General features: G+C 44.1%; 16 protein-coding genes and 1 other annotated feature. Of the genes, 4 read left to right on the top strand and 12 right to left on the bottom strand.

All coding sequences use genetic code 11. The annotated features are described in order from the left end of the window. Positions 1–78 precede the first annotated feature (78 nt). Genes HMPREF0083_RS17275 through HMPREF0083_RS26520 form a run of 3 tightly spaced genes read left to right on the top strand, consistent with a single transcriptional unit; the run spans position 79 to position 3147 of the window. Entirely contained in the window at positions 79–546 is a 468-nt protein-coding gene (locus tag HMPREF0083_RS17275) for a type IV pilus modification PilV family protein (RefSeq protein WP_021622907.1), read from the top strand. A 3-nt stretch (positions 547–549) separates the two neighbouring features. Further along, positions 550–1269, top strand: coding sequence for a PilW family protein (locus tag HMPREF0083_RS26525; protein ID WP_021622906.1), 720 nt, complete (start codon positions 550–552; stop codon positions 1267–1269). 3 nt (positions 1270–1272) lie between these two features. Then, positions 1273–3147, top strand: coding sequence for a hypothetical protein (locus HMPREF0083_RS26520; RefSeq protein WP_021622905.1), 1875 nt, complete (start codon positions 1273–1275; stop codon positions 3145–3147). A 72-nt stretch (positions 3148–3219) separates the two neighbouring features. Here HMPREF0083_RS26520 and HMPREF0083_RS26515 read toward each other — a convergent pair whose 3' ends face one another. The 9 genes from HMPREF0083_RS26515 to HMPREF0083_RS17220 form a co-directional block, all read right to left on the bottom strand. Further along, positions 3220–5751 (bottom strand): Ig-like domain-containing protein, encoded by a 2532-nt coding sequence (locus HMPREF0083_RS26515; RefSeq protein WP_021622904.1) that lies wholly within the window; start codon positions 5749–5751, stop codon positions 3220–3222. Positions 5752–5939: 188 nt separating this feature from the next. Continuing rightward, on the bottom strand, positions 5940–7355 hold the full coding sequence (gene murC / locus HMPREF0083_RS17255) for a UDP-N-acetylmuramate--L-alanine ligase (RefSeq protein WP_021622903.1): 1416 nt from the start codon (positions 7353–7355) through the stop codon (positions 5940–5942). Next, a complete protein-coding gene (locus tag HMPREF0083_RS17250; protein WP_021622902.1) occupies positions 7348–8676 on the bottom strand; it encodes a bifunctional folylpolyglutamate synthase/dihydrofolate synthase in 1329 nt (442 codons plus the stop codon). Before HMPREF0083_RS17250 ends, murC begins: the two co-directional genes overlap by 8 nt. 7 nt (positions 8677–8683) lie before the next feature. Further along, a complete protein-coding gene (locus HMPREF0083_RS17245) occupies positions 8684–11347 on the bottom strand; it encodes a valine--tRNA ligase (RefSeq protein ID WP_021622901.1) in 2664 nt (887 codons plus the stop codon). 179 nt (positions 11348–11526) lie between these two features. Continuing rightward, positions 11527–11771, bottom strand: a binding site (T-box leader). A 64-nt stretch (positions 11772–11835) separates the two neighbouring features. Next, a complete protein-coding gene (locus HMPREF0083_RS17240; RefSeq protein ID WP_021622900.1) occupies positions 11836–12510 on the bottom strand; it encodes an ABC transporter ATP-binding protein in 675 nt (224 codons plus the stop codon). Between the two features lie 2 nt (positions 12511–12512). After that, positions 12513–13718, bottom strand: a complete 1206-nt coding sequence (locus tag HMPREF0083_RS17235) for an ABC transporter permease (protein WP_021622899.1) — start codon at positions 13716–13718, stop codon at positions 12513–12515. Between the two features lie 281 nt (positions 13719–13999). Then, a complete protein-coding gene (locus HMPREF0083_RS26510) occupies positions 14000–14431 on the bottom strand; it encodes a c-type cytochrome (protein WP_051354702.1) in 432 nt (143 codons plus the stop codon). A gap of 21 nt (positions 14432–14452) precedes the next feature. Then, a complete protein-coding gene (locus HMPREF0083_RS26505) occupies positions 14453–14944 on the bottom strand; it encodes a cbb3-type cytochrome c oxidase subunit II (RefSeq protein ID WP_021622897.1) in 492 nt (163 codons plus the stop codon). A gap of 23 nt (positions 14945–14967) precedes the next feature. Next, positions 14968–16350: a cbb3-type cytochrome c oxidase subunit I gene (locus tag HMPREF0083_RS17220; RefSeq protein ID WP_021622896.1), complete on the bottom strand. Its 1383-nt coding sequence runs from the start codon at positions 16348–16350 to the stop codon at positions 14968–14970. Between the two features lie 441 nt (positions 16351–16791). Between HMPREF0083_RS17220 and HMPREF0083_RS17215 the strand changes: the two genes are divergently transcribed. Continuing rightward, entirely contained in the window at positions 16792–16974 is a 183-nt protein-coding gene (locus HMPREF0083_RS17215; protein ID WP_040303410.1) for a hypothetical protein, read from the top strand. Between the two features lie 30 nt (positions 16975–17004). Here HMPREF0083_RS17215 and HMPREF0083_RS17210 read toward each other — a convergent pair whose 3' ends face one another. The 3 genes from HMPREF0083_RS17210 to HMPREF0083_RS17200 all read right to left on the bottom strand — a co-directional run. Further along, a complete protein-coding gene (locus tag HMPREF0083_RS17210; RefSeq protein WP_021622894.1) occupies positions 17005–18012 on the bottom strand; it encodes a phosphotransferase in 1008 nt (335 codons plus the stop codon). Further along, the gene (locus tag HMPREF0083_RS17205; RefSeq protein ID WP_021622893.1) at positions 18012–18992 is read right to left on the bottom strand and encodes a hypothetical protein; all 981 of its coding nucleotides are present in this window, start codon (positions 18990–18992) and stop codon (positions 18012–18014) included. The genes HMPREF0083_RS17210 and HMPREF0083_RS17205 overlap by 1 nt, the downstream gene beginning before the upstream one ends. Before the next feature lie 19 nt (positions 18993–19011). Continuing rightward, the coding region (locus tag HMPREF0083_RS17200) for a LysM peptidoglycan-binding domain-containing protein (RefSeq protein ID WP_021622892.1) at positions 19012–19697 on the bottom strand (686 nt) is incomplete at its 5' end.

Raw genomic sequence — 19697 nt, 5'->3', positions numbered from 1 at the left:
TGTCTTTTTCTTACCTCCTACCATAAAAATGTGTCGATTTATCAAATAAGATGTATATAAAAGAGGCGGTGAACATATATGCGCATTCTATCTAACGAAAAAGGATTCACATTAATCGAGGTGATAGCAGCTATTATAATTTTTTCTGTTTCTCTTCTATTATTTAATTCATATTTTGTAAACAGCTTTTCAAACTCTAAAAAACAAGATACACAAATGGTCGCTATGAATATAGCACGACAAGTTGCAGAGCAATGGAAAAATAGCGAAGGAACACTTCCATCCTCCGAATTTCCAGAGGAGAAGCTCAATTATGAACGTTTAAAAGAACTTATTTTAAAAGGGGAAGAAGATCATATCTTATCTTCTACATCAATAAATGGAGCGGTATACGAACCAAAAGTTACGCTTAAGAAAATGCCCGCAGGATCAGACAATAATCCTCTCATTCTTATTACAGTATGTGTGTCACTAAAAAATGAAAAGACAGCTATCCCACTTGCTATACTGCATACTGCGATAGCCAATCCAAAGAAAGGAGGATAAAGAATGAGAAACAAAATAGGAAAATTTCTTTTTCCCTTAAAAACGGAGCGAGGTCTTACACTTGTTGAATTGCTGGTTGCCATTGCTCTTTTTCTATTAATCATTATTCCGATATCCTCCTATTATATATCGGGCATTTCTCTTTACCAGCGGACACAAACGGAAACGAACCTGCGTAATGAAGCTGATTTTGTACTATCCGATATATTTAATACCGTTCAAAATGCTACGTATTTTGAATTACAGCCAGTAAAAAACGAGAACCATAAAGAAGATTTGCTTTCAATTTTTGAGAAAAGTGGCACGCTTGATTTTGACAGCAAGTCAGAAGAAGAAAAAAATGCAATTAAGAATAAACTTTATTATGGAATTTTCACCTATAAGCTTACGTTAGACAAGGATAATGTTTCTAAACTGAAACGAAAAGGCCTCCAGTTTTTCGCTACGGATGCGGGGGGAAAATTTTCTTATAACCCTAGCTACCTTGTAGACGGCTTATTCCGCCTATCTGATGACAATAAAAAGCTTATCGTATATTTACTGGTAGCACCTAAAAATTCGAGGGAAGAAGAAAACCGAACAGACCGGAGCGGAGAAGACATGGAATTTAAAACGATAGAAGATGTAAAAGATGTAATTAACGCTAAAGGAAATACTTCTCTTCATTACATCCGTCTGATTCGGACAGAGTTTGCCGTTAACAACTTCAAAGGGGGGGAATAAAATATGACCATTCTTCGTAATGAAAAAGGGGCAGCTCTTTTAATTGTTTTTCTTATTCTCATTTTATTTACTGTACTTGGAATTTCCGTTATGACAACAACCATGCAATCAGCACAAATTCGTAAATTTACGGATAGCGAAATAGAAGGTAAAATGCTGGCAGACATAGGATTAACCTATTTTCAAGAATACATTGAAGAAAAATTAAAAGATAAAAAGCCTTCCGAGAACATAGATAGGGAGGTTATTAGCTTCATTGAAGAAATAGCCTCTCCCATGCACACTATAGAAGATAAAAATAATATTGAATCGAAGAAAATATTACTTCCAAAAGTGAAAGGAGAAAGGGGGGAGAGTGGCTTTGCTATTTTTTATGAGCTGGGAAATAAAATCGAGTATAGCGACGGTTCCTCTGAGTTATCTCAACCATATGTGCGTAAAGTCGCAGTAAGTGTGCTTGGTATTCCATCTGGAAGTAATGTATCCGGTACGTCACAGAAAAAAGTTCGTTTAAACGCAACCGTCTATATTAACACGATTCCAGCTCCATTTCATTCTGCGGTTAGCACAAAAGGGAATCTTCTCCTTTTCGGTGGAACGAATATTATTGGCAATGTAGCAGCCAACAACATTATCACTACTAATCAATATTATTACAAAGACGAAGACGAAAAATTCCAAACAGAAAAAGAGGATGATAATATACCCTATATAGAAGGAAAGGTTATGCTTTCCAATACAGGACAGCTATATCAAGTGGATAAAAATAAAGATTTAAGCAGCTATCAGGACGACAAAAAGAAGCCCAATGTTACTACTTCTTCAGAGGGAGTAACAAAAATACCAGATTTTTCTCTTGTCGGGCTAAAAAAGGAAAAGCTGTTTACCCCCCTTGATACAGATACAGATACGGATAGGGAGGAGCGTTCTGCACCTTCTGATGCTCCCTGTATTCCGGGCCTTGAACCACCCATGGTCGAAGCGACCCATAGAGGAATTCCGGACCTATTTTATGATCAAAAAAAAGTAGGAGAGTACATTCAACAGCAACTTGCTGACGCAAAAGAAAGTGGAACTGAATTAATAACAATAGGCGAAACAGACGAGCCGATTACGTTTGATGAAAAAGATAAGGATAATGGCTTTAGCTATTACGGTAACACACCCCCTAACAAAAAATTATATATTGAATCTGAGCAACCAGATGGCAACCCATCACCACTAACGGTACGCCTGACAGGAAACGAACTTAAAGATAAAATAAATAAACTATATATCGCTCCCAGCGATACAAGTAACACACCAAAAAGCGTTACGGTAGAAATGGGTCGTCAGGATACATTCGAGAAGTTAGATTCAGAGCCAAAAGAAGAGCCATTTACATACAATGGCATTATCGTTATCCGCGGAAACCTTGATATTTATAATGATATCGACATGAACGGTGTTATTTATGTAGATGGTGATGTTGTAATCCGTGAAGCTACTAACAAGAGCAAAGAAAAAGACAATAATAAACTTGCTATTATTGCCTCGGGTTCTCTTACTTTAGCTAACCGTTATATAGAAGCAAAGTTTGATGATAATGTAAAAAAATGGACATCTAAAAATGGTGTAGAACCCTCACCTCTGTATGCTTTCCTATATACAGATAATTCTCTCGACATTTATTCCCATATCTCGGTCAACCATATTATTGGCGGAATCGGGATTGGCGATGGACAGATTGCATTGAACACGTCACGGGAAGGTGCTAGCCGGGCCGCCCGATTAACCATTCAATTTAATCGGAAAATTTTCGAAGAAGCGTTCCCCGGTCTTCCGTCTGATCAGCAATTCTTTCTTGATCTATATGATATTGAATACACTGTCCCTTGAGATACAATGCCATAAAGAAATGCGGAATCCTTCTTTACCATAAGAATTCCGCATTTCTTTTACTGTATTACTTTATTGCAATGTTCCTGTGCCCTTGATTGTAAGAGCTGGGGAAGTAAGCGTAATGCTATCACTAAAGACTTTCTTTTTTGAAACAGGATGCAAGAAATCTACTTTAATTGTAAAGTCCGCTTTGTACGTTGTCGTTTTCCCATTCTTTGGTTTAACCCATCGATAAGCTTTTCCCTCTTCCTTTCCAACAGGAACGGCCCCTTTTAGTTCTTCCCCACTGATTCCTACAGGTTTTAACACATACGATACACTTTTGACATCGAGTATATAAGAATCTGGATGCTCCTTAATTTTGTAGTGTAGTTCTAACTTCACTGCCTTATTATCACTCGAATCTCCCGTATTGTTTAAATCAACCTTGAAATACTTCGAAACATCTATTGACTCTGGGGTAAAAGTAATCGGAAATTCTGTTTTTTCACCAACTACTTCACGTCCCGGAAAACCAGGTGTTACAGCTTTAAGTCCAAATGTAGTAGGTTGCGGCTTGTCATTCTCTTTATCTAAACTAACACTGATCGTCGCCATATTATCATCGAACTTGCCGGTTCTAAACTTAATCCATTGTTGCGTATTTCTGTCCCAGCGATACCATTCCGTTTTATCCGTAATCGTATTTGCCGAAGGGCCATCATGGTTAACAACAAGTTTGCCTTCGTCTCCTACAACCTGATACGTACCATGAAATTCCGGATTCATCTTTACTGTGACCTTACATTCAGCTTTCAAGCCGCTGTTGTCAAGCGCTGTAGCTGTGATAATCGCCGTACCACCATAGATGCCCTTCACTATTCCCTTATCGTCTACTGAAGCTATAGTTGGCGCACTCGATTCCCACTTTACTGACCTATTCGTAGCATTAAGCGGTTTAATTTCAGGAACAAGGGTCTTTTCTGTATTCATATCCAATGTAAGAAACGCTGGAAGTGAGATATTTGTTACCGGAATCGCTGGTGATAGTACTGTTACATTACATTTAGCCGTAAAGCCGCCATCTACCGTTGTAACAGTAATCTTTGTTATACCAGGATTTTGGGCAGTAATTTTTCCTTGTGCATCCACTTTAGCTATGTTCGGATCTGCTGTAGACCATGTGACAGCTTTATTTGTCGCGTTTTCAGGAAGTACCGTAGCAGTAAGCTGCTCCTCATTGCCTGGATTCATTGTTAATTTGTCTTTGTTTAATTTTACTCCCGTGACAGCCATGGTACCATTTTTAACAGTAATCGTTACAGAAGGAAGTGAGACAACCTGATCCTTGCCGTCAAAATCTTTGTAGTATAGCTTAATATCATTTAATTCATACGTCCCAATAGTTTTGAATATAAGCGGAAGGCTATACGATTGAGGCGATGGCGTTGAACCATCTCGCTTGTACGAAACGTCATTTAAATTAATTACAGCATAATCTCCATCCCTAACTGCCGTAGCATCAGGTGTTAACTCAATATTTTGCCCTGAAGAATTTCCCTGTATATTATTCAGCTTTACTTTTATTTTTACTTCACTCATTTTAAGCTCACGAATTTGTTTTGTAATCGATTCAAAAACGTCTTTTAGATTTTGTGTCGTACCACGAACAGCAGACGCCCCTGTCATTTGCGAAAGGTTTTGCAGGAAATCTAATTGAGCATCAGCAAGTTCGAACCCAATAGAATATAGCTTTGTATTAGAAGAAGCTAGCTCTCCCGCAGCATCCAAAGCATATGCCTGTATTCTTTCTGTAACCCCCCGTAGACTGGCATCGTAAGGATAATATGTTCGAGTATTCTCGACTGTTTCTGACACTGAACCATTCGTATAAATTGTCATAGAAACGTTATACAAGTCATCTTGAGGAGCATCTATTTTCTTATTTCCTGAACGATAATAATATTTGCCCTTTAGCTTTACTTTCGACTTAGCAAATTGTGTAGGCTCACCATCTGTTAAAAAAATGATATATCTGCTGTTTTTAGACGAGGCTAGCATTTGATTTGCTTTTTCAAGTGCATCACTATAGTTTGTTCCACCACTTGCTTTTAGTCCGTTCACCTTCTTCATAATTTGAGTCTCGAATGCGTTATTTTTATTGTCCGTTAAAGCTACATCAATTGTTGCTGTACTACTGAATGATATAAGGCCGATGCGGTCAAAGTTTCCTGAAGGATTGTCTTCCTTTAGCATGTCTACGGCTTGTTGAATTGACTTCTTAGCCAGTTCCATGCGCGTGGTCCATTTTCCATTTTCATCCTTTATTTTGGAGCCACCTACACTTTCATCCCCCATTGAACCCGAGCGATCAATAACAAATACAAGGTCGACAGGCTGACGTCCAGCCTGCGTGGTCGATCCCTTAGGAATTACAGATAGCCCTATACTTCCTTTAGCGGGGGCTCCGTTAGTAGGCATTGTAATCTCCAAATTGGCCGAATTTACTCCTCCTTCTAATCTTGGAGTATCATTTGCCGCTTTTGCATAAACGAAAAATAAAGAACTATTAATCAACAAAGCGAACAAAGCCAAAAAAATCACCCAACGCTTTTTGCTCATAGCTAACCTCTCCTCCTTTTTACTTAATTAAGCCTTAAAGCCTAAAACTATATACTTATTTTATCATAGATGATTTTCTTACAGAAAAAAACCTATTATGTCATATATTCCTTTGAAGAAATTTGAACAAAAAATGTCTGCCCTATATTTTATAAGGCAGACACCGTTCAACTTTATGTTTAAGTTCTTTACTTTTTCTCCATTTCTTCAACCAGATGCACTGCAGCCTTCCAAATATCGCCCGCGCCCATCGTCAGCACAAGATCACCTGATGTAACAGTACGCTTCAAATGCTCGACTACTTCTTCCTTCGAAGCGATATACTTCGCATTCGCATTACTATTCTGCTTAATTAAATCCACCAGCTTCTCGGCGCTAACGCCTTCGATCTCAGGATCATTTGCTGGAGAATAAATGTCAACAATGATGACCTCGTCCGCTTTCCCGAACGCCTTGCTAAACGCATCCAGCAGGAAGAATGTACGTGTATAGCGCTGCGGCTGGAAAATCGCAACTGTACGGCGATTCGTCGAGCGAGCTGCTTCCAGGGTCGCCTCAATCTCGGTTGGATGATGTGCATAATCGTCTACAATCAAAATATCGTTTACCTCGCCAATCACTTGAAAGCGACGTTTCGCACCGCGGAATGCAATAATAGCGTCAGCAATCTCTTCAAATGTAAGGTTTGCTTGCATGCATACCGCTACCGTCGCCAGCGCATTGTACACATTATGGATACCCGGTACGGACAGCTTCATCCGGCCCAGTAGTTTGCCTTTATGCGTTACATCAAATGAAATCGTGCGATCGCCCGGTGCGATGTTACTGGCCATGTAATCAGCCTGCTTGTCAATTGCGTACGTACTAAGCGATACATTCGCTTTTTTCTCCGCCAGCATCTCCTCTACATAATCATCATCAATGCAGACGACTGCCGTGCCATTCTCTTTTACCTGGGAGAGAAATTGACGGTATGCTTTTTTCAAATTCTCGAAATCTCCGTCATAGTTTTCGAGATGATCCGGTTCAATGTTCGTTACGACAGCAATATGCGGGAAGTATTCCAGGAACGTGCCATCGCTTTCGTCCGCTTCCGCCACAACGAAGTCACCCTGGCCTGCTTTTGCATTGCTGCCAATATCCATAATCTCGCCGCCGATGAGATACGTCGGATCGATTCCTGTTTTTTCCATCACAAGTGCAATCATGGATGATGTCGTCGTCTTGCCGTGGGCGCCTGCCACTGCCACACCTTTCTTCTCATTCAACAGACGCGCCAGCATTTTGGAACGATGAATCAATGGAATCGCCTGTGCCTTGGCTGCGGTCAACTCCACGTTCTCCTTCGGAATATCAGTCGAATACACGACCAGGTCTGCACCTGCAATGTTTTCCGCCTGATGGCCGATGAACACCTGTGCGCCTTTTTTTTGTAGCTTATCTGTCAATTCTTTTCGAGCTACATCAGAGCCTGTGACATGACATCCCATATCCAGCATGACACGGGCAATGGCGCTCATTCCATACCCGCCAATGCCAATAAAATGAACATGTTCTCTTTTGTGCTCATGCTGTTTTTGTACCTCGGTGTCCATCTTATTCATCACCAGCTTTCCTATTTTCTTTCCACTCGTTTCGTATATCTGATATAAAGTATAAGGATCCGGCCACCAGAAGCACCTCCTGCGGAGTGACCGTATGTATTGCCTGCCTCCACGCTTCCCGCCAATTTTCTTCAGCCTGTACGGATACATCAGGAACGGAAGCTTTGAAAGCGGCCGCAAGTTCGATAGCGCTGGCCGCACGTGGATGGTCTGTTTTCGTCACCCATACCCGCTCACACAGCGGAGCGAGTATGCCAACCATCTCTGCATAATTTTTATCTGCTAGCGCGGAAAAAACAAGAGAAACTTTCCGCCCCGGATAATAGTCCCGTACCGTTTGTGCAAGCGCACGCACACCATCCACGTTATGTGCACCATCCAAAACAATATCCGGAGCATTGTTGATTTTTTCAAACCGGCCTGGCCATCTCGCTTCCCGCAAGCCTTTATGAATATGCTCTTCTTCAACGTACAAGGCAAAATAACGGTTCAGCACCTGGAGCGTCATGAGCGCCCCGGCGGCATTGTCCACCTGATGCGCGCCAGTGAGTCCTAGTTCACAGCCTTTTATATTTCCGAATAAACCGGTAAAATCCATCATCTCCCGGCCTTCGTGCTGCGAACGTAGCGCTTCATACTCTTTTCCTGCACGATATATCGTAGCACGGCGCGATTTGGCGACCTCTTCGATGATTTCCATCGCTTCACCGGGCATTTTCCCGGTAATGAGTGGAACACCATTTTTAATAATTCCGGCCTTTTCCCGGGCAATAGCCGGAACATTCTCTCCCAATATATTCATATGATCGAACCCGATATTGGTGATAATACAGGCGAGTGGATGAACGATGTTGGTAGAATCAAGCCGACCGCCAAGCCCCGTCTCCCAGATGACAATATCCGGGTATGTCACCGTCGCAAAGTATAGAAGCGCTAACGCCGTTACAACTTCAAACTCCGTCGGCGCACCGAGTTCGCTTTCTCTCATATCTTCAACGATAGGCTCCAGCCTATTAATAAGTACAACTAGGTCTTCAGTTGCAATATAGTCCCCGTTATACTGAATCCTCTCATGGAAGGATGTAATGTACGGAGATACAAACATGCCGACATCCTGCCCTGTTTGTCGTAAAATTGAGTACAGAAATGCAGCTGTCGATCCTTTGCCATTCGTACCAGCAATATGAATAAATTTTAATCGTCGCTCGGGATGCCCGAGGCGCTCCATCATATATTCCATTCTTTCAAGGCCAGGCCGGATAGAGAATCTCTCTAATCCGGCCAGCCAGGAAAGTGCATGTTCCAATGATTGTTCAGTCACGTTCCGCTCACCCTTTAAGCTCTTCGATTCTTGCTTTCACTTTCGCTTGCTTCTCAAGATAGTCGGCCTCTTTTGCCCGTTCCTGCTCAATAACTTGTGCTGGCGCTTTTTCAACGAAGCCTTTATTGGACAGCTTCTTCTGAACGCGTTCTACCTCATCATTAAGTGCCGTTAGCTCTTTTTCCAGACGGGCAATTTCTTGCTCAATGTCAATGAGGCCGGCAAGCGGCAGATAGAGCTCTGCACCGCTGACAACCGCTGACATCGCCTTTTCAGGTGCTGCAATGCCTATACCGATGTTCAGCACTTCCGGATTACAGAAGCGTTCGATGTATGCCTTGCCGCTCTCAAGGTACGATAGCATCTCTTCATCATTCGCTTTGATGAGCAGTTCGATTTTTTTGCTCATCGGTACGTTCACCTCTGCCCGAATGTTACGTACACTGCGGATTACACCCATCAATAGCTCCATTTGTTTCACAGAAGGTGCATCTTCTAATTCCGGTTTCACTTCTGGCCAGGAGGCAACGATTAAGCTGTCCCCTTCATGCGGCAGATGCTGCCAGATTTCTTCTGTAATGAACGGCATGAACGGATGCAGCAAGCGCATCGTCTGGTCGAGCACGTATGCCAATACTGAACGCGTCGTCTTCTTGGCTTCCTCGTCATCACCGTATAACGGCAGCTTCGCTACCTCAATATACCAGTCACATAACTCATCCCAGACGAAGTTGTAAAGTACGCGACCAACTTCTCCATATTCAAAGCTATCTAGCAGGCGAGTCGTATCTTTCACCGTTTCGTTTAGACGGTGTAGAATCCATTTGTCGGCAATACCAAGCTTCTCTCGATTTATATCAATATCTTCATAGCGGAAGCCTTCCATGTTCATCAACGCAAAACGAGAAGCATTCCAGATTTTGTTCGCAAAGTTACGCGCGCTTTCTACACGTTCCCAACGGAAGCGCTGGTCATTCCCGGGCGTGCAGCCTGTCGCCAGCATATATCGCATGGCATCAGCTCCGTATTGTTCAATTACTTCCATCGGATCGACACCGTTACCTAACGACTTGGACATTTTACGGCCTTCGGCATCACGTACCAGACCCGTAATCAGAACGTGCTCGAACGGCTTCTGATTAGTAAATTCAAGCGCTGTAAAAATCATGCGCGCCACCCAGAAGTAGATAATATCATACCCTGTTACAAGCACATCAGTCGGATAGAAATGCTTCATATCTTCCGTTTCATCCGGCCAGCCAAGCGTAGAGAACGGCCAGAGAGCGGAGCTAAACCATGTGTCAAGTACGTCCGTATCCTGCTTCAGATTTTGACTGGAGCATTTTGAACATTGATGAATATCTTCACGGGATACAGTCATCTCGCCACAATCTTCACAGTACCAGGCCGGAATACGATGTCCCCACCAAAGCTGGCGGGAGATGCACCAGTCACGTACATTTTCAATCCAGTGCAGATAGATTTTCTCGAATCGATCCGGGACAAACTGGACGCCTTCTTTTGATTTTTGTGCTTCAATCGCCCGTTCAGCCAATGGTCCCATTTTAACAAACCATTGTGTTGATAAATACGGCTCCACAACCGCGCCACTACGTTCGCTATGGCCTACAGAATGCATATGCTCTTCAATTTTGAAGAGGACGCCCTGTTCCTGCAGGTCACGTACGATATTCTTGCGGCATTCAAAGCGGTCCTGCCCCTGGTAAATATCTGCGTTCTCGTTCATTTTTCCAGACTCATCCATTACAAGCACTTGCGGAAGGCTGTGGCGCTGACCAAGTTCAAAATCATTCGGATCATGGGCCGGTGTAATCTTCACTGCACCGCTCCCAAACTCACGGTCAACATAGTCATCAGCGACGATTGGAATCTCACGGCCGACAATCGGCAGGATAACCGTCTTGCCAATCAAGTGTTGATAACGATCATCTTCCGGATGTACAGCTACGGCCGTATCACCAAGCATCGTCTCCGGTCGTGTAGTCGCTACTTCAATATAACCTGTGCCATCTTTCAACGGATAACGCAGATGATACAATGCACCTTGTACGTCCTTGTACTCTACTTCGATATCGGAAAGAGCCGTGCGGGTAGCCGGATCCCAGTTGATAATATATTTTCCGCGATAGATAAGCCCTTTCTCATATAGGCGAACGAATACTTCCCGTACTGCATGGGAGAGCCCTTCATCAAGCGTAAAGCGTTCGCGACTATAGTCGATCGACAACCCCATCTTTGTCCACTGTTCGCGAATGATGCTCGCATAGTGTTCTTTCCATTCCCATACTTTCTCCACGAACTTCTCACGGCCCAGATCATGGCGCGAGATGCCTTCCTCACGCAATGTCCCTTCTACACGCGCCTGCGTGGCAATACCGGCATGATCCATGCCTGGAAGCCATAGCGCATCATAGCCTTGCATTCTCTTAAAACGAATCATAATATCCTGCAATGTATTGTTTAGTGCATGACCAATGTGCAGATTGCCTGTTACGTTCGGCGGTGGAATTACAATCGTAAACGGTGTTTTATCCGGATTGCGCTCAGCCTTAAAATAGCCGCTATCACGCCAGAATGGATACCATTTGGCTTCTGTCTGTTTCGGTTCATATTTCGTTGGCATTTCAGGTTGGTTTGACTGATTAGACATACATATACCTCCATGAAAAATACTTTCTGAATCGAGCGCGTTCAAAAAAGAGGCCAAACAGAACCGTGAAGTGCAAGGCGTGGCAATCCCGAGCAACTGAGGGGCAACTCAGAAATTCACAGCTCTGTTTCCCGGACTTTTTGAACTTTCTCTTATCATAAGAAAACTCCCCCGTCCTATCAAAGGACGAAGGAGTATATTTCGCGGTACCACCTTTGTTAGCCTGAATAAAGCGCACGTCAAACGGCGCAGCAACAGGCCCACTTGTATCATGATAACGGGTGTGTCCCGGTCTGCCCTACTTCCTCATTCGGGCAAACGGCTCAGAGGCTACCTTCTATCAGTACATCCATGCAAGCCTTCCACCGGTGGCCCGCTCTCTGGTATGGCATCCCAACATACTCTTCCTCTTCATTGCCGATATACATTGTTATTCTTCCTTATCCATTGTACCCAGTTCAAGAAGAAATAGTCAATATACCTTTCCACTATTCCATGTCCTGTTTCAGGCGGCCATCCGCAAGCTCAATAATACGGCCTGCTTCATCTGCCTGCTTCATATCATGTGTAACCATAATTACCGTCTTCCCCTGGGCATTCCACTCTTTAAATAAACTTACAATTACGCTGGCATTATACGCATCGACCGCACCAGTCGGTTCATCGGCCAATATTACATCAGGTTTATTAATAAGCGCCCGGGCGAGCGCGACTCTGCGCTGTTCACCGCCGCTTAATTGGTACGGAAGATTCTCAAGCTTATCCTTAAGCCCTACCTTCTCCAGTACTTCCTTGCCCCACTTTTCATCACTAGCCTGGTACGTACGATGTATAGTCTTTGGAAGCAGTACATTCTCCAGCGTATTAAGTGTCGGTATTAAGCTTGGGAACTGGAAGATGAATCCACAGCGTTCGGCCCGGATACGCGTTCGTTCCTTATCGCGCAAGTTCGTTACATCTTTACCGTCAAAACGTACGACACCTTCTGTCGGGCGTTCCAACAACCCCGCCATCGCAAGAAACGTCGATTTGCCGCTACCCGAAGGACCGACGACAGCGACGAACTCACCTTCATACACCGTTTCACTTATATTATGTAGTGCATGTATTTTTCGTTCCCGGCCAATCTTGTATGTTTTACAAATCTGCTCAAGCATAATCATGGCTACTCGCCCTCCCGAATCGCTTCATAAGGTTGTAGCTTTAGCGTGGATCGAACCGGGAAGAAGGCAGCTGCTATCGCAATAAGTGTCGTTACCGCAGTTGTTCCAAGTCCTATTAGAATTCCTGTCGACCAATCCGGGAACAGCATCGGAAGTTGCAACAGCTGCAAAATCAAAATTCGGTTGTCATATAAAGCCGCCCCAGCTGCAAGCGAGCCGATCGATGCCCCAATAACAGAAGCAAAGCTTGCTTCCATCAGCAGTAAACGAAATGTAACCATACGTGAAGCTCCCATAGCCCGCAGCATACCGATCTCTTTTTGCCGCTCACTAATAAGTGCAGTAAACATTGTCATTACTTGCAAAGCACTCATTATTAGTACTAGACCAATCATCATATAGCTCATCATTTTCACCGGAAATACCTGCTTGTTGACCGTTTCCTGCAAACCGCTTCCTTTCACTACATCCACATTCAGGTTCAGGCGTTCGATTTGCCGTTTTACAAACTCTTCCATTCCCGGCTTGGTTTTAACAAGGACGATAGAGATGGAGCCCTCCGGGAAATCCAGCTTGTTCTCTTTATGATTAAGCTCACGCGCGGCATCCATCGTAATAAATAATGTCTTATCCGTCCCCATACCTGTCGGAAAAATCATATTCTTCAGCATAAAATCCTTGCCGAATAATGTGACCCATTCCTCCATAAATTCATTATCGAAATGATAGATATAGTTCTTGCCGCCCGCTTCCGCTCCGGCGATTAAATCGTATTTACCGATTTGTTTCTCGGTAGCCGTCCAATTTTTGAGTGTAAAATCGGTTTTTGGATCATAGGCGACAACCGGAAAATCACCAGATGTCTGACAGCAAACGGCTGATACCGTTTCCAGATACAATTGCGGGGAAGCCACCTCTATTTCTCCGATAGTACGTATCTTATCCACGACGCTTGCTGGCATGTAGAATTTGGTCGGCGTACCGGAGATGATCATATCGCCTGCCTGTCCGCCGAATCCTTTTGGCACAACCATCAGGCCTGCACCGAGACGACTGGAGCTTGCGTCGATGCTCCGTTCCATTGAATATACAAAAAAATAGCTTGTAAACAAAATAAACGCTGTAATGGCGGCACTACCCGCGAGCAGAACAGTACGGGACATTTTTCGCTTTAAATTACGCCAGGCTACCGTAGAAAGCTTTTTCATTCTTCCTCTACCTCTCTAAGTCTTTCAGCATCTTTTTCCATTATAGCAAAGTGCTAATAGGCTTTACTGAGGTGTTTGTGTCAATCTCGCGACGTTAGAATCTTAATCATCATGAAGAAAAGCCCGCTAATAACCGCAAACCAAAGGATGTAATAAATAATCTGTACGCCGCTCAGCATGCCCATCCACCACTCTTTTTCTTATTTTTCCCTATTATAACGATTGGCAACACACAAAGCAAAAAAGACCAGATGAACGCTTACCATCTGGTCTTTGCTCTCTTACTTCAACGTTTTCAAGAATTCAACCATGGAGTCCTGCTGATCTGGTGTCCAGGAAGCTCCAAGCGCCGGCATGCCGCCACGTCCTTTGGTTAATACTTCCTTGACTCCTTCCGGTTTTAATTTATCCACGACACCATGCAGCGTCGGAGCCACGCCGCCCATGCCACCTTTAAAATCGGCACCATGACAAGCCAAACATTGACTAGATAAACCTTTTCCAACCTCTGCACTCACGCCCTGCGCCGCTTCTCCGTCTGCTGGACGTTCATCGATTCCTTTTACAGTCAGTGCATACCCGACAGCCCAGATGGCAAGCACGGCATACACCACAATTAGGAAACGAGGGACTTTTCCATGGCCTTGCTTCATGCCCATTACTTCATCAAAATGTTCTTCATGATGTTCATGGTTATTATGTTTATCAGACATATTGTCGCCTCCTTTTCCCAATTATTTCGCTGGAGCCGGTTTCAGGCTCATCAAGTATGCAACCAGATTATTCAAATCTTCATCGCTCAAGTAATCGTATTTCGGCATGATGGATCCGGGAACGATTTTTTGCGGATCTTTCAAATGTTCCAGATTCCACTCCTTGCTTGTACGAGCACCTACCCACATCAAATCCGGACCTGTACGGTTCGAGCCGAACAGATGCGGCCGGTCGTTGACATAATCGCCTGGCACGCTTACAGGACCAATGTTCATTGCCAGGTCGGCCTTAACAGGACGTACGACTTGTGTATGGCAAGTGTTACATCCGTTTGCAATATATACTTGGCGCCCCTTTGCTTCCGGGGAATCCGGATCATACTTCCGCGCTTCCGCATTTGCGGTCGGCGTCATCATATCTTTATCAAAGAGTGGAAGTATGATTGTCGCGAACGTTCCCATCATAAAGAGCGCAATAGCAGCAAGGTAAATCGCTAACGCGTTTCTTTCCAAAGTTGTCCCCTCCTCGGGATAAATTAAGCAACGACGCTTTCTTCGTCAGAAGCAAATTTTGTACCTGCCTTCACGGTTCTCCACAGGTTAAACACAAAGAAGAACTGACCAACAATCATCATTGTGCCGCCAACAGCACGCCATACAATGAGCGATCGAACTGTATTGATTGTCTCAATAAACGGCGTACCTTCCATCCAGGCAAAACCTTGGATAACTCCGGCAATCCAGAGCGTAAAAGCAAACATTAAGAAACCGATAACAGAGAAATAGTAGTGCCAGTTCATTAAGGCTTTACTATAAATATTGCGTCCCGTAAGACGCGGGACCGCATAATAAATCGTTACGAAGCACACAAAAGAAAACGCAGCAAACGGAGCCATGTGCGCGTGTCCTACAACCCAGTGCGTAAATTTAACGACCGCACTAACTTGCATGAGTGCCTGAAACGGGCCTTGCAAACATGCCATAAGATAAAAGATGGCAGCCGTAACAAGGAATTTCATGTTTACATCTTCAGCTACTTTATGCCATACACCTCGCATCGTACCAAACACATTCGCAAGCACAGTCCAAACCGGAATAATCAACAAAATGGAAGGAATGATACCCGCTTTCATTAGCCAAACCGGGATCGGACCATTCACCAAATGGTGAGGGCCATTCCATACATAAATCGTCGCGATAGTCCAAAAGCCGATAAGGGAAAGCTTATGGCTGTATAACGGCTTGCCTGTCAGCTTAGGCAGCAGGTAGTATATCTGACCGATCCCTACCGTAGTAAACCACAAACCAAGAACGTTATGACCATAGAACCAGTTCATGTTCGCCTGTGCGGCACCGCCTACGATGGAAGACGGGATGTTACCGACCGTATATACGAGCGGCAGCCAAATTAAAGAACCGACAAAATACCAAATAGAAACGTATAATTGCTTTTCCTGACGCTTTGCGATAGTCATGAAAAGGTTAATCGACATCAATACGCACAAAATGATAACGCCAATGTCAAGAACTAATGGCAGTTCGGCATATTCTACCCCAGTTGAATATCCCATGCAGATAACGACGACAGCAGCCGCAATGGCTAGATTCCAGATAATGCAAGTGAGATTACCCAGCCTTTCACTCCACAGTGGCGTACGCGTCAGCTTCGGAATCATGTAAAACATCGCGCCCACCATCGCCATCGACAACCACGCCAGTAAAACGCCATTGGTGTGAATGATACGTATGTGGGCGTATGTCAATGCGAAGTTCAAAGCGTCCTGACCCTGAAAATACAAGAAATTAGGGTCAATTTGCTTAATCGCCACAACAAGACCACACAGCATCGATATAATCAGCCAGAACAGTGAAGTGTACCAGAAATTCTTCGCGGTACTAAATGGAGCATTACTTAACATGTTGTGAACCTCCCCCTTTAATGTTTAAGTAATATTTCGCCTTAAAAGACACCTGATTCTATAGCGTTATATCCCAAAATGTAAATATTTTGGTTTTAACACTATGGATGAAGTAATAACTTGACACCAACCATAAACAATGCGATAATAGTGTTAAGTTATGTCTTGGCATCTATTAATTGCTACGCTTTTAGGATATATCGCCCATCTAAGAGGGTCAATTATCATTTGTAGAGAAAGTTTGTCGACTTGGTGACAATTGCCATAAGCAAAAAGATAAGCCAAAAGGACGAGTTTTTACAACTTATCCTTTTGGCTTATCTTTTTTTGAAGGAATTATTGATGTATGGAGCATTTATTTTGCCTAAAATTTCATTCACTCCTCCGCTTGTGGCCGCGTATACTGACAGCAGACCCCCCTTTCAGAAAGGAGCCTCTGCGATGAAAGGACGCTGGCGATACCATCCATTTTATGTGAAAGTCCGCTATGGTGCTTTGCAGCTTATTGTCCCATTTATTATCTTTCAATTCATTCGTACTTTGCTTTTTCCTACTCCTTTTGATGTTATTCTGCTCACGCTGCTGGCCCTGCTGTACGCTGCTATCCTATGCGACTGGATATAGAAGTAAGCCGCAACCTCGTCCGGCTGCGGCTTATTTTTGCTTGATGGCCAAAGCAAACTGATGCATTTCTGAAAGAAGCTGAAGATGCTTTTGCCATGTTTGCATCCACTGCTGCACACTCTGTCCGCGGTCCTCTCCCGCAGTATTCCAATAGGTACGTGCCACATGTGCAAGGCGCTCGGGAAATAATAAATAGCAAGATAGCAGCAAACGTTCCTCCTCCGTCAACGGATTTTCTTCTTCGTATGCGGCCAACCACTTTCTCCCTCTTCTTATACTCCATCCGCAACGGGGAGCATAGCGCCGGAAAAAAATCGCCAAATCTCTCACAGGTGTATCGAGGTTAGCCCGCTCAAAGCGGGTAATATAAAAGGCTCCGCCTGCCCCGATAATCATATTACGGCGATGGATACGCCCATGACATAATACACGCATAAGGGGTCTTCTTTCCAATCGTGCAGTTGCATCTGTTAGCTCCCGGACAGCATACTGCGCAAAATGAAGAAACTGTTCGACATTTTTCTTCACCATTTTCCCGAAAACTTCCGTACCATGGTGCTGCCCTGCCATTTCTGCTATCAAAACAATTTGGGCTATACTACTCTCCCACCGTTGCCTAATCTGTTCAAGTGATACCGGTGCATACCCTTGCCACCTTACCTGTGCCCGAATGCTTACCTGATGGATACGTCCCACTTCCCTCAACACCCTGGTTTCCCATTCCGGCACGCGCCAAATCGCCTCCGTCTCCTCTATCCACGGTTGCAAAACATACATCCCGTACCTCGTTGCAATATATGGTTCTCCATATTTCGTGACACAGAAAGGAACTACGCTTTTAATGCCCTGACTGTATAAATAATGAAGCCAAGAAGCGACAAAGTATAACTGTGTTGGATGCTCATCTGTCTTCTCCAGCAGAAAGATACCATTGTCTGTCTCTACTCTCCACCGATTCTTTTCCGTTTCATCTATTCCATATAAACGCAGATCATAATCATGCAACAAATGCTTTGCCTGCCACTCTACCAATTCCATTATCCGGAGTCCTCCTCATACAAGACCCGCATCTCCGTGACACATCGAAGTATCTTTTCACGCTGGCCTTGCAGATGAAATCCAGCGATAATGCGCTCCCGCTCTTCTGATAATTGTGGCAAGCCCTCAAGGCCAGAAAGAACAGGCAGCGGATAGCAGAGAAGCGCCAACAGATAGTTCTTCTCCGGGACAGGAATCCGACGTACACTGGCATAAGCGGAAAGAAATTGGTTCACACCTTCCGTATCGCTTATTTCATAGATTTGTTCAAGTAGTGTAACCGTATCTTCATGGCGCGGAACAAGAACCGGATTGTGCAGACCCGTAATATACCAACATGGCTCCCAATACACCAAAGAAGAAAGGGGCATATGCGCAAATGAAAGCGGGGTTCTGTCGTTTTCTCCCCCGCTTGCCTCGTACAATGCCTCCGCCTTACGTACCCTTTCCGCAACACGCGAAAGGTTATACAACAGCCAGTTGTCACTCTGCCTGCTTTCTATTTCTTTTATGATGGCATGCAAATAACGATAGCTGCTTTTCAATCTTGTCTCATTTAGTGTTCCCTTTTTGCGATAGCGTCCCCGGTACACTTCTTCTACATTGTCAAAGCACAGATGAATATGAGCCAGCAATTCTCCGAACGTCTGATATCCCTTCATTTGAAGCTCATTGCGCTTGGACCAGTCATAATCCTGCTCCCAGTAATCTGACAAGGCATACGAGCCTGCCAAATCGGAAATCCAATGTTCACCCTGTCCATTCACTAAATATCGTTCTACGTGTCTAAAACCTTGATTAACCAAATACTCTCGCCAGCTATGTGACCAGCGGATTAGGTTTTCGTCTTGACAATAAATGATTCTCTTTTTACCTCGGTCAGTTAGTGCATACCATCCATTCTCTTCATGCCTAACCTCACGAATCGTAAAGGGGTAGCCATCCAGATGATTGCGCAGCCTTTCTTCCTGCAGGTTCATCCTACTTCCCCCTCAAGCCTCAAGATTTCACCGGGATATACAACACTTGCCCTTTAGCTACTGTAGCATTCGTATGCAAGCCGTTTGCCATTGCAATATCAGCAGGAGTCACATTGTATTTCTCAGCAATGCCATCAAGCGTCTCATCCTGCTGAGCAATGCACATTTTCAGACGCGTAAATTCTTCTTTTTCCTGCCTCATAAAGGAAGTTAAATACAATGCTCCCTCTTTTCTTTCCGTTTCATTGCTCTCATTCTCTCTGCTTTCTTCCGTCTCTTCTTCGCGTGCGTCCATCTTTTCTGCCTCTGTCTGCTGTGCATTTGGCGTCGTCTCCCGCTGAGCATAAGAAGATAACAAAGAAGTTGTAACTGTTACCGGATCCCGCTTCGTTCCCTTCAATGTGATGGAAACCTTCGCTTCTTCCTTTTCTTCTGCCGGTGAAGCTTCGTCTACAGATTCGCCTGTATCCATCGGCCGGTCGTGTTCTTCCGTTTCTTCTGCCTGATTTTGTGGCCTCTCCGGCTCTAGCTCCTTCTGTCTTTCTGTTACCTTCGTTTGTCCTTCTTGTGGTTGCCTTGGCTCTGCAGTTGTCTGCTGAATATTCGTTGGTTCTTCCTTTGTTTTTACATCCTGGGGTTGTAATGATTGTTTCTTCGCTCTTGATTGATCAATTTGTGGTTTATCCATTTCTTCCGCTTTTACTT

The organism is Aneurinibacillus aneurinilyticus ATCC 12856 (assembly GCF_000466385.1).
Taxonomy (GTDB): Bacteria; Bacillota; Bacilli; order Aneurinibacillales; family Aneurinibacillaceae; genus Aneurinibacillus; species Aneurinibacillus aneurinilyticus.
This window is presented reverse-complemented; position numbering and strand designations above follow the sequence as displayed.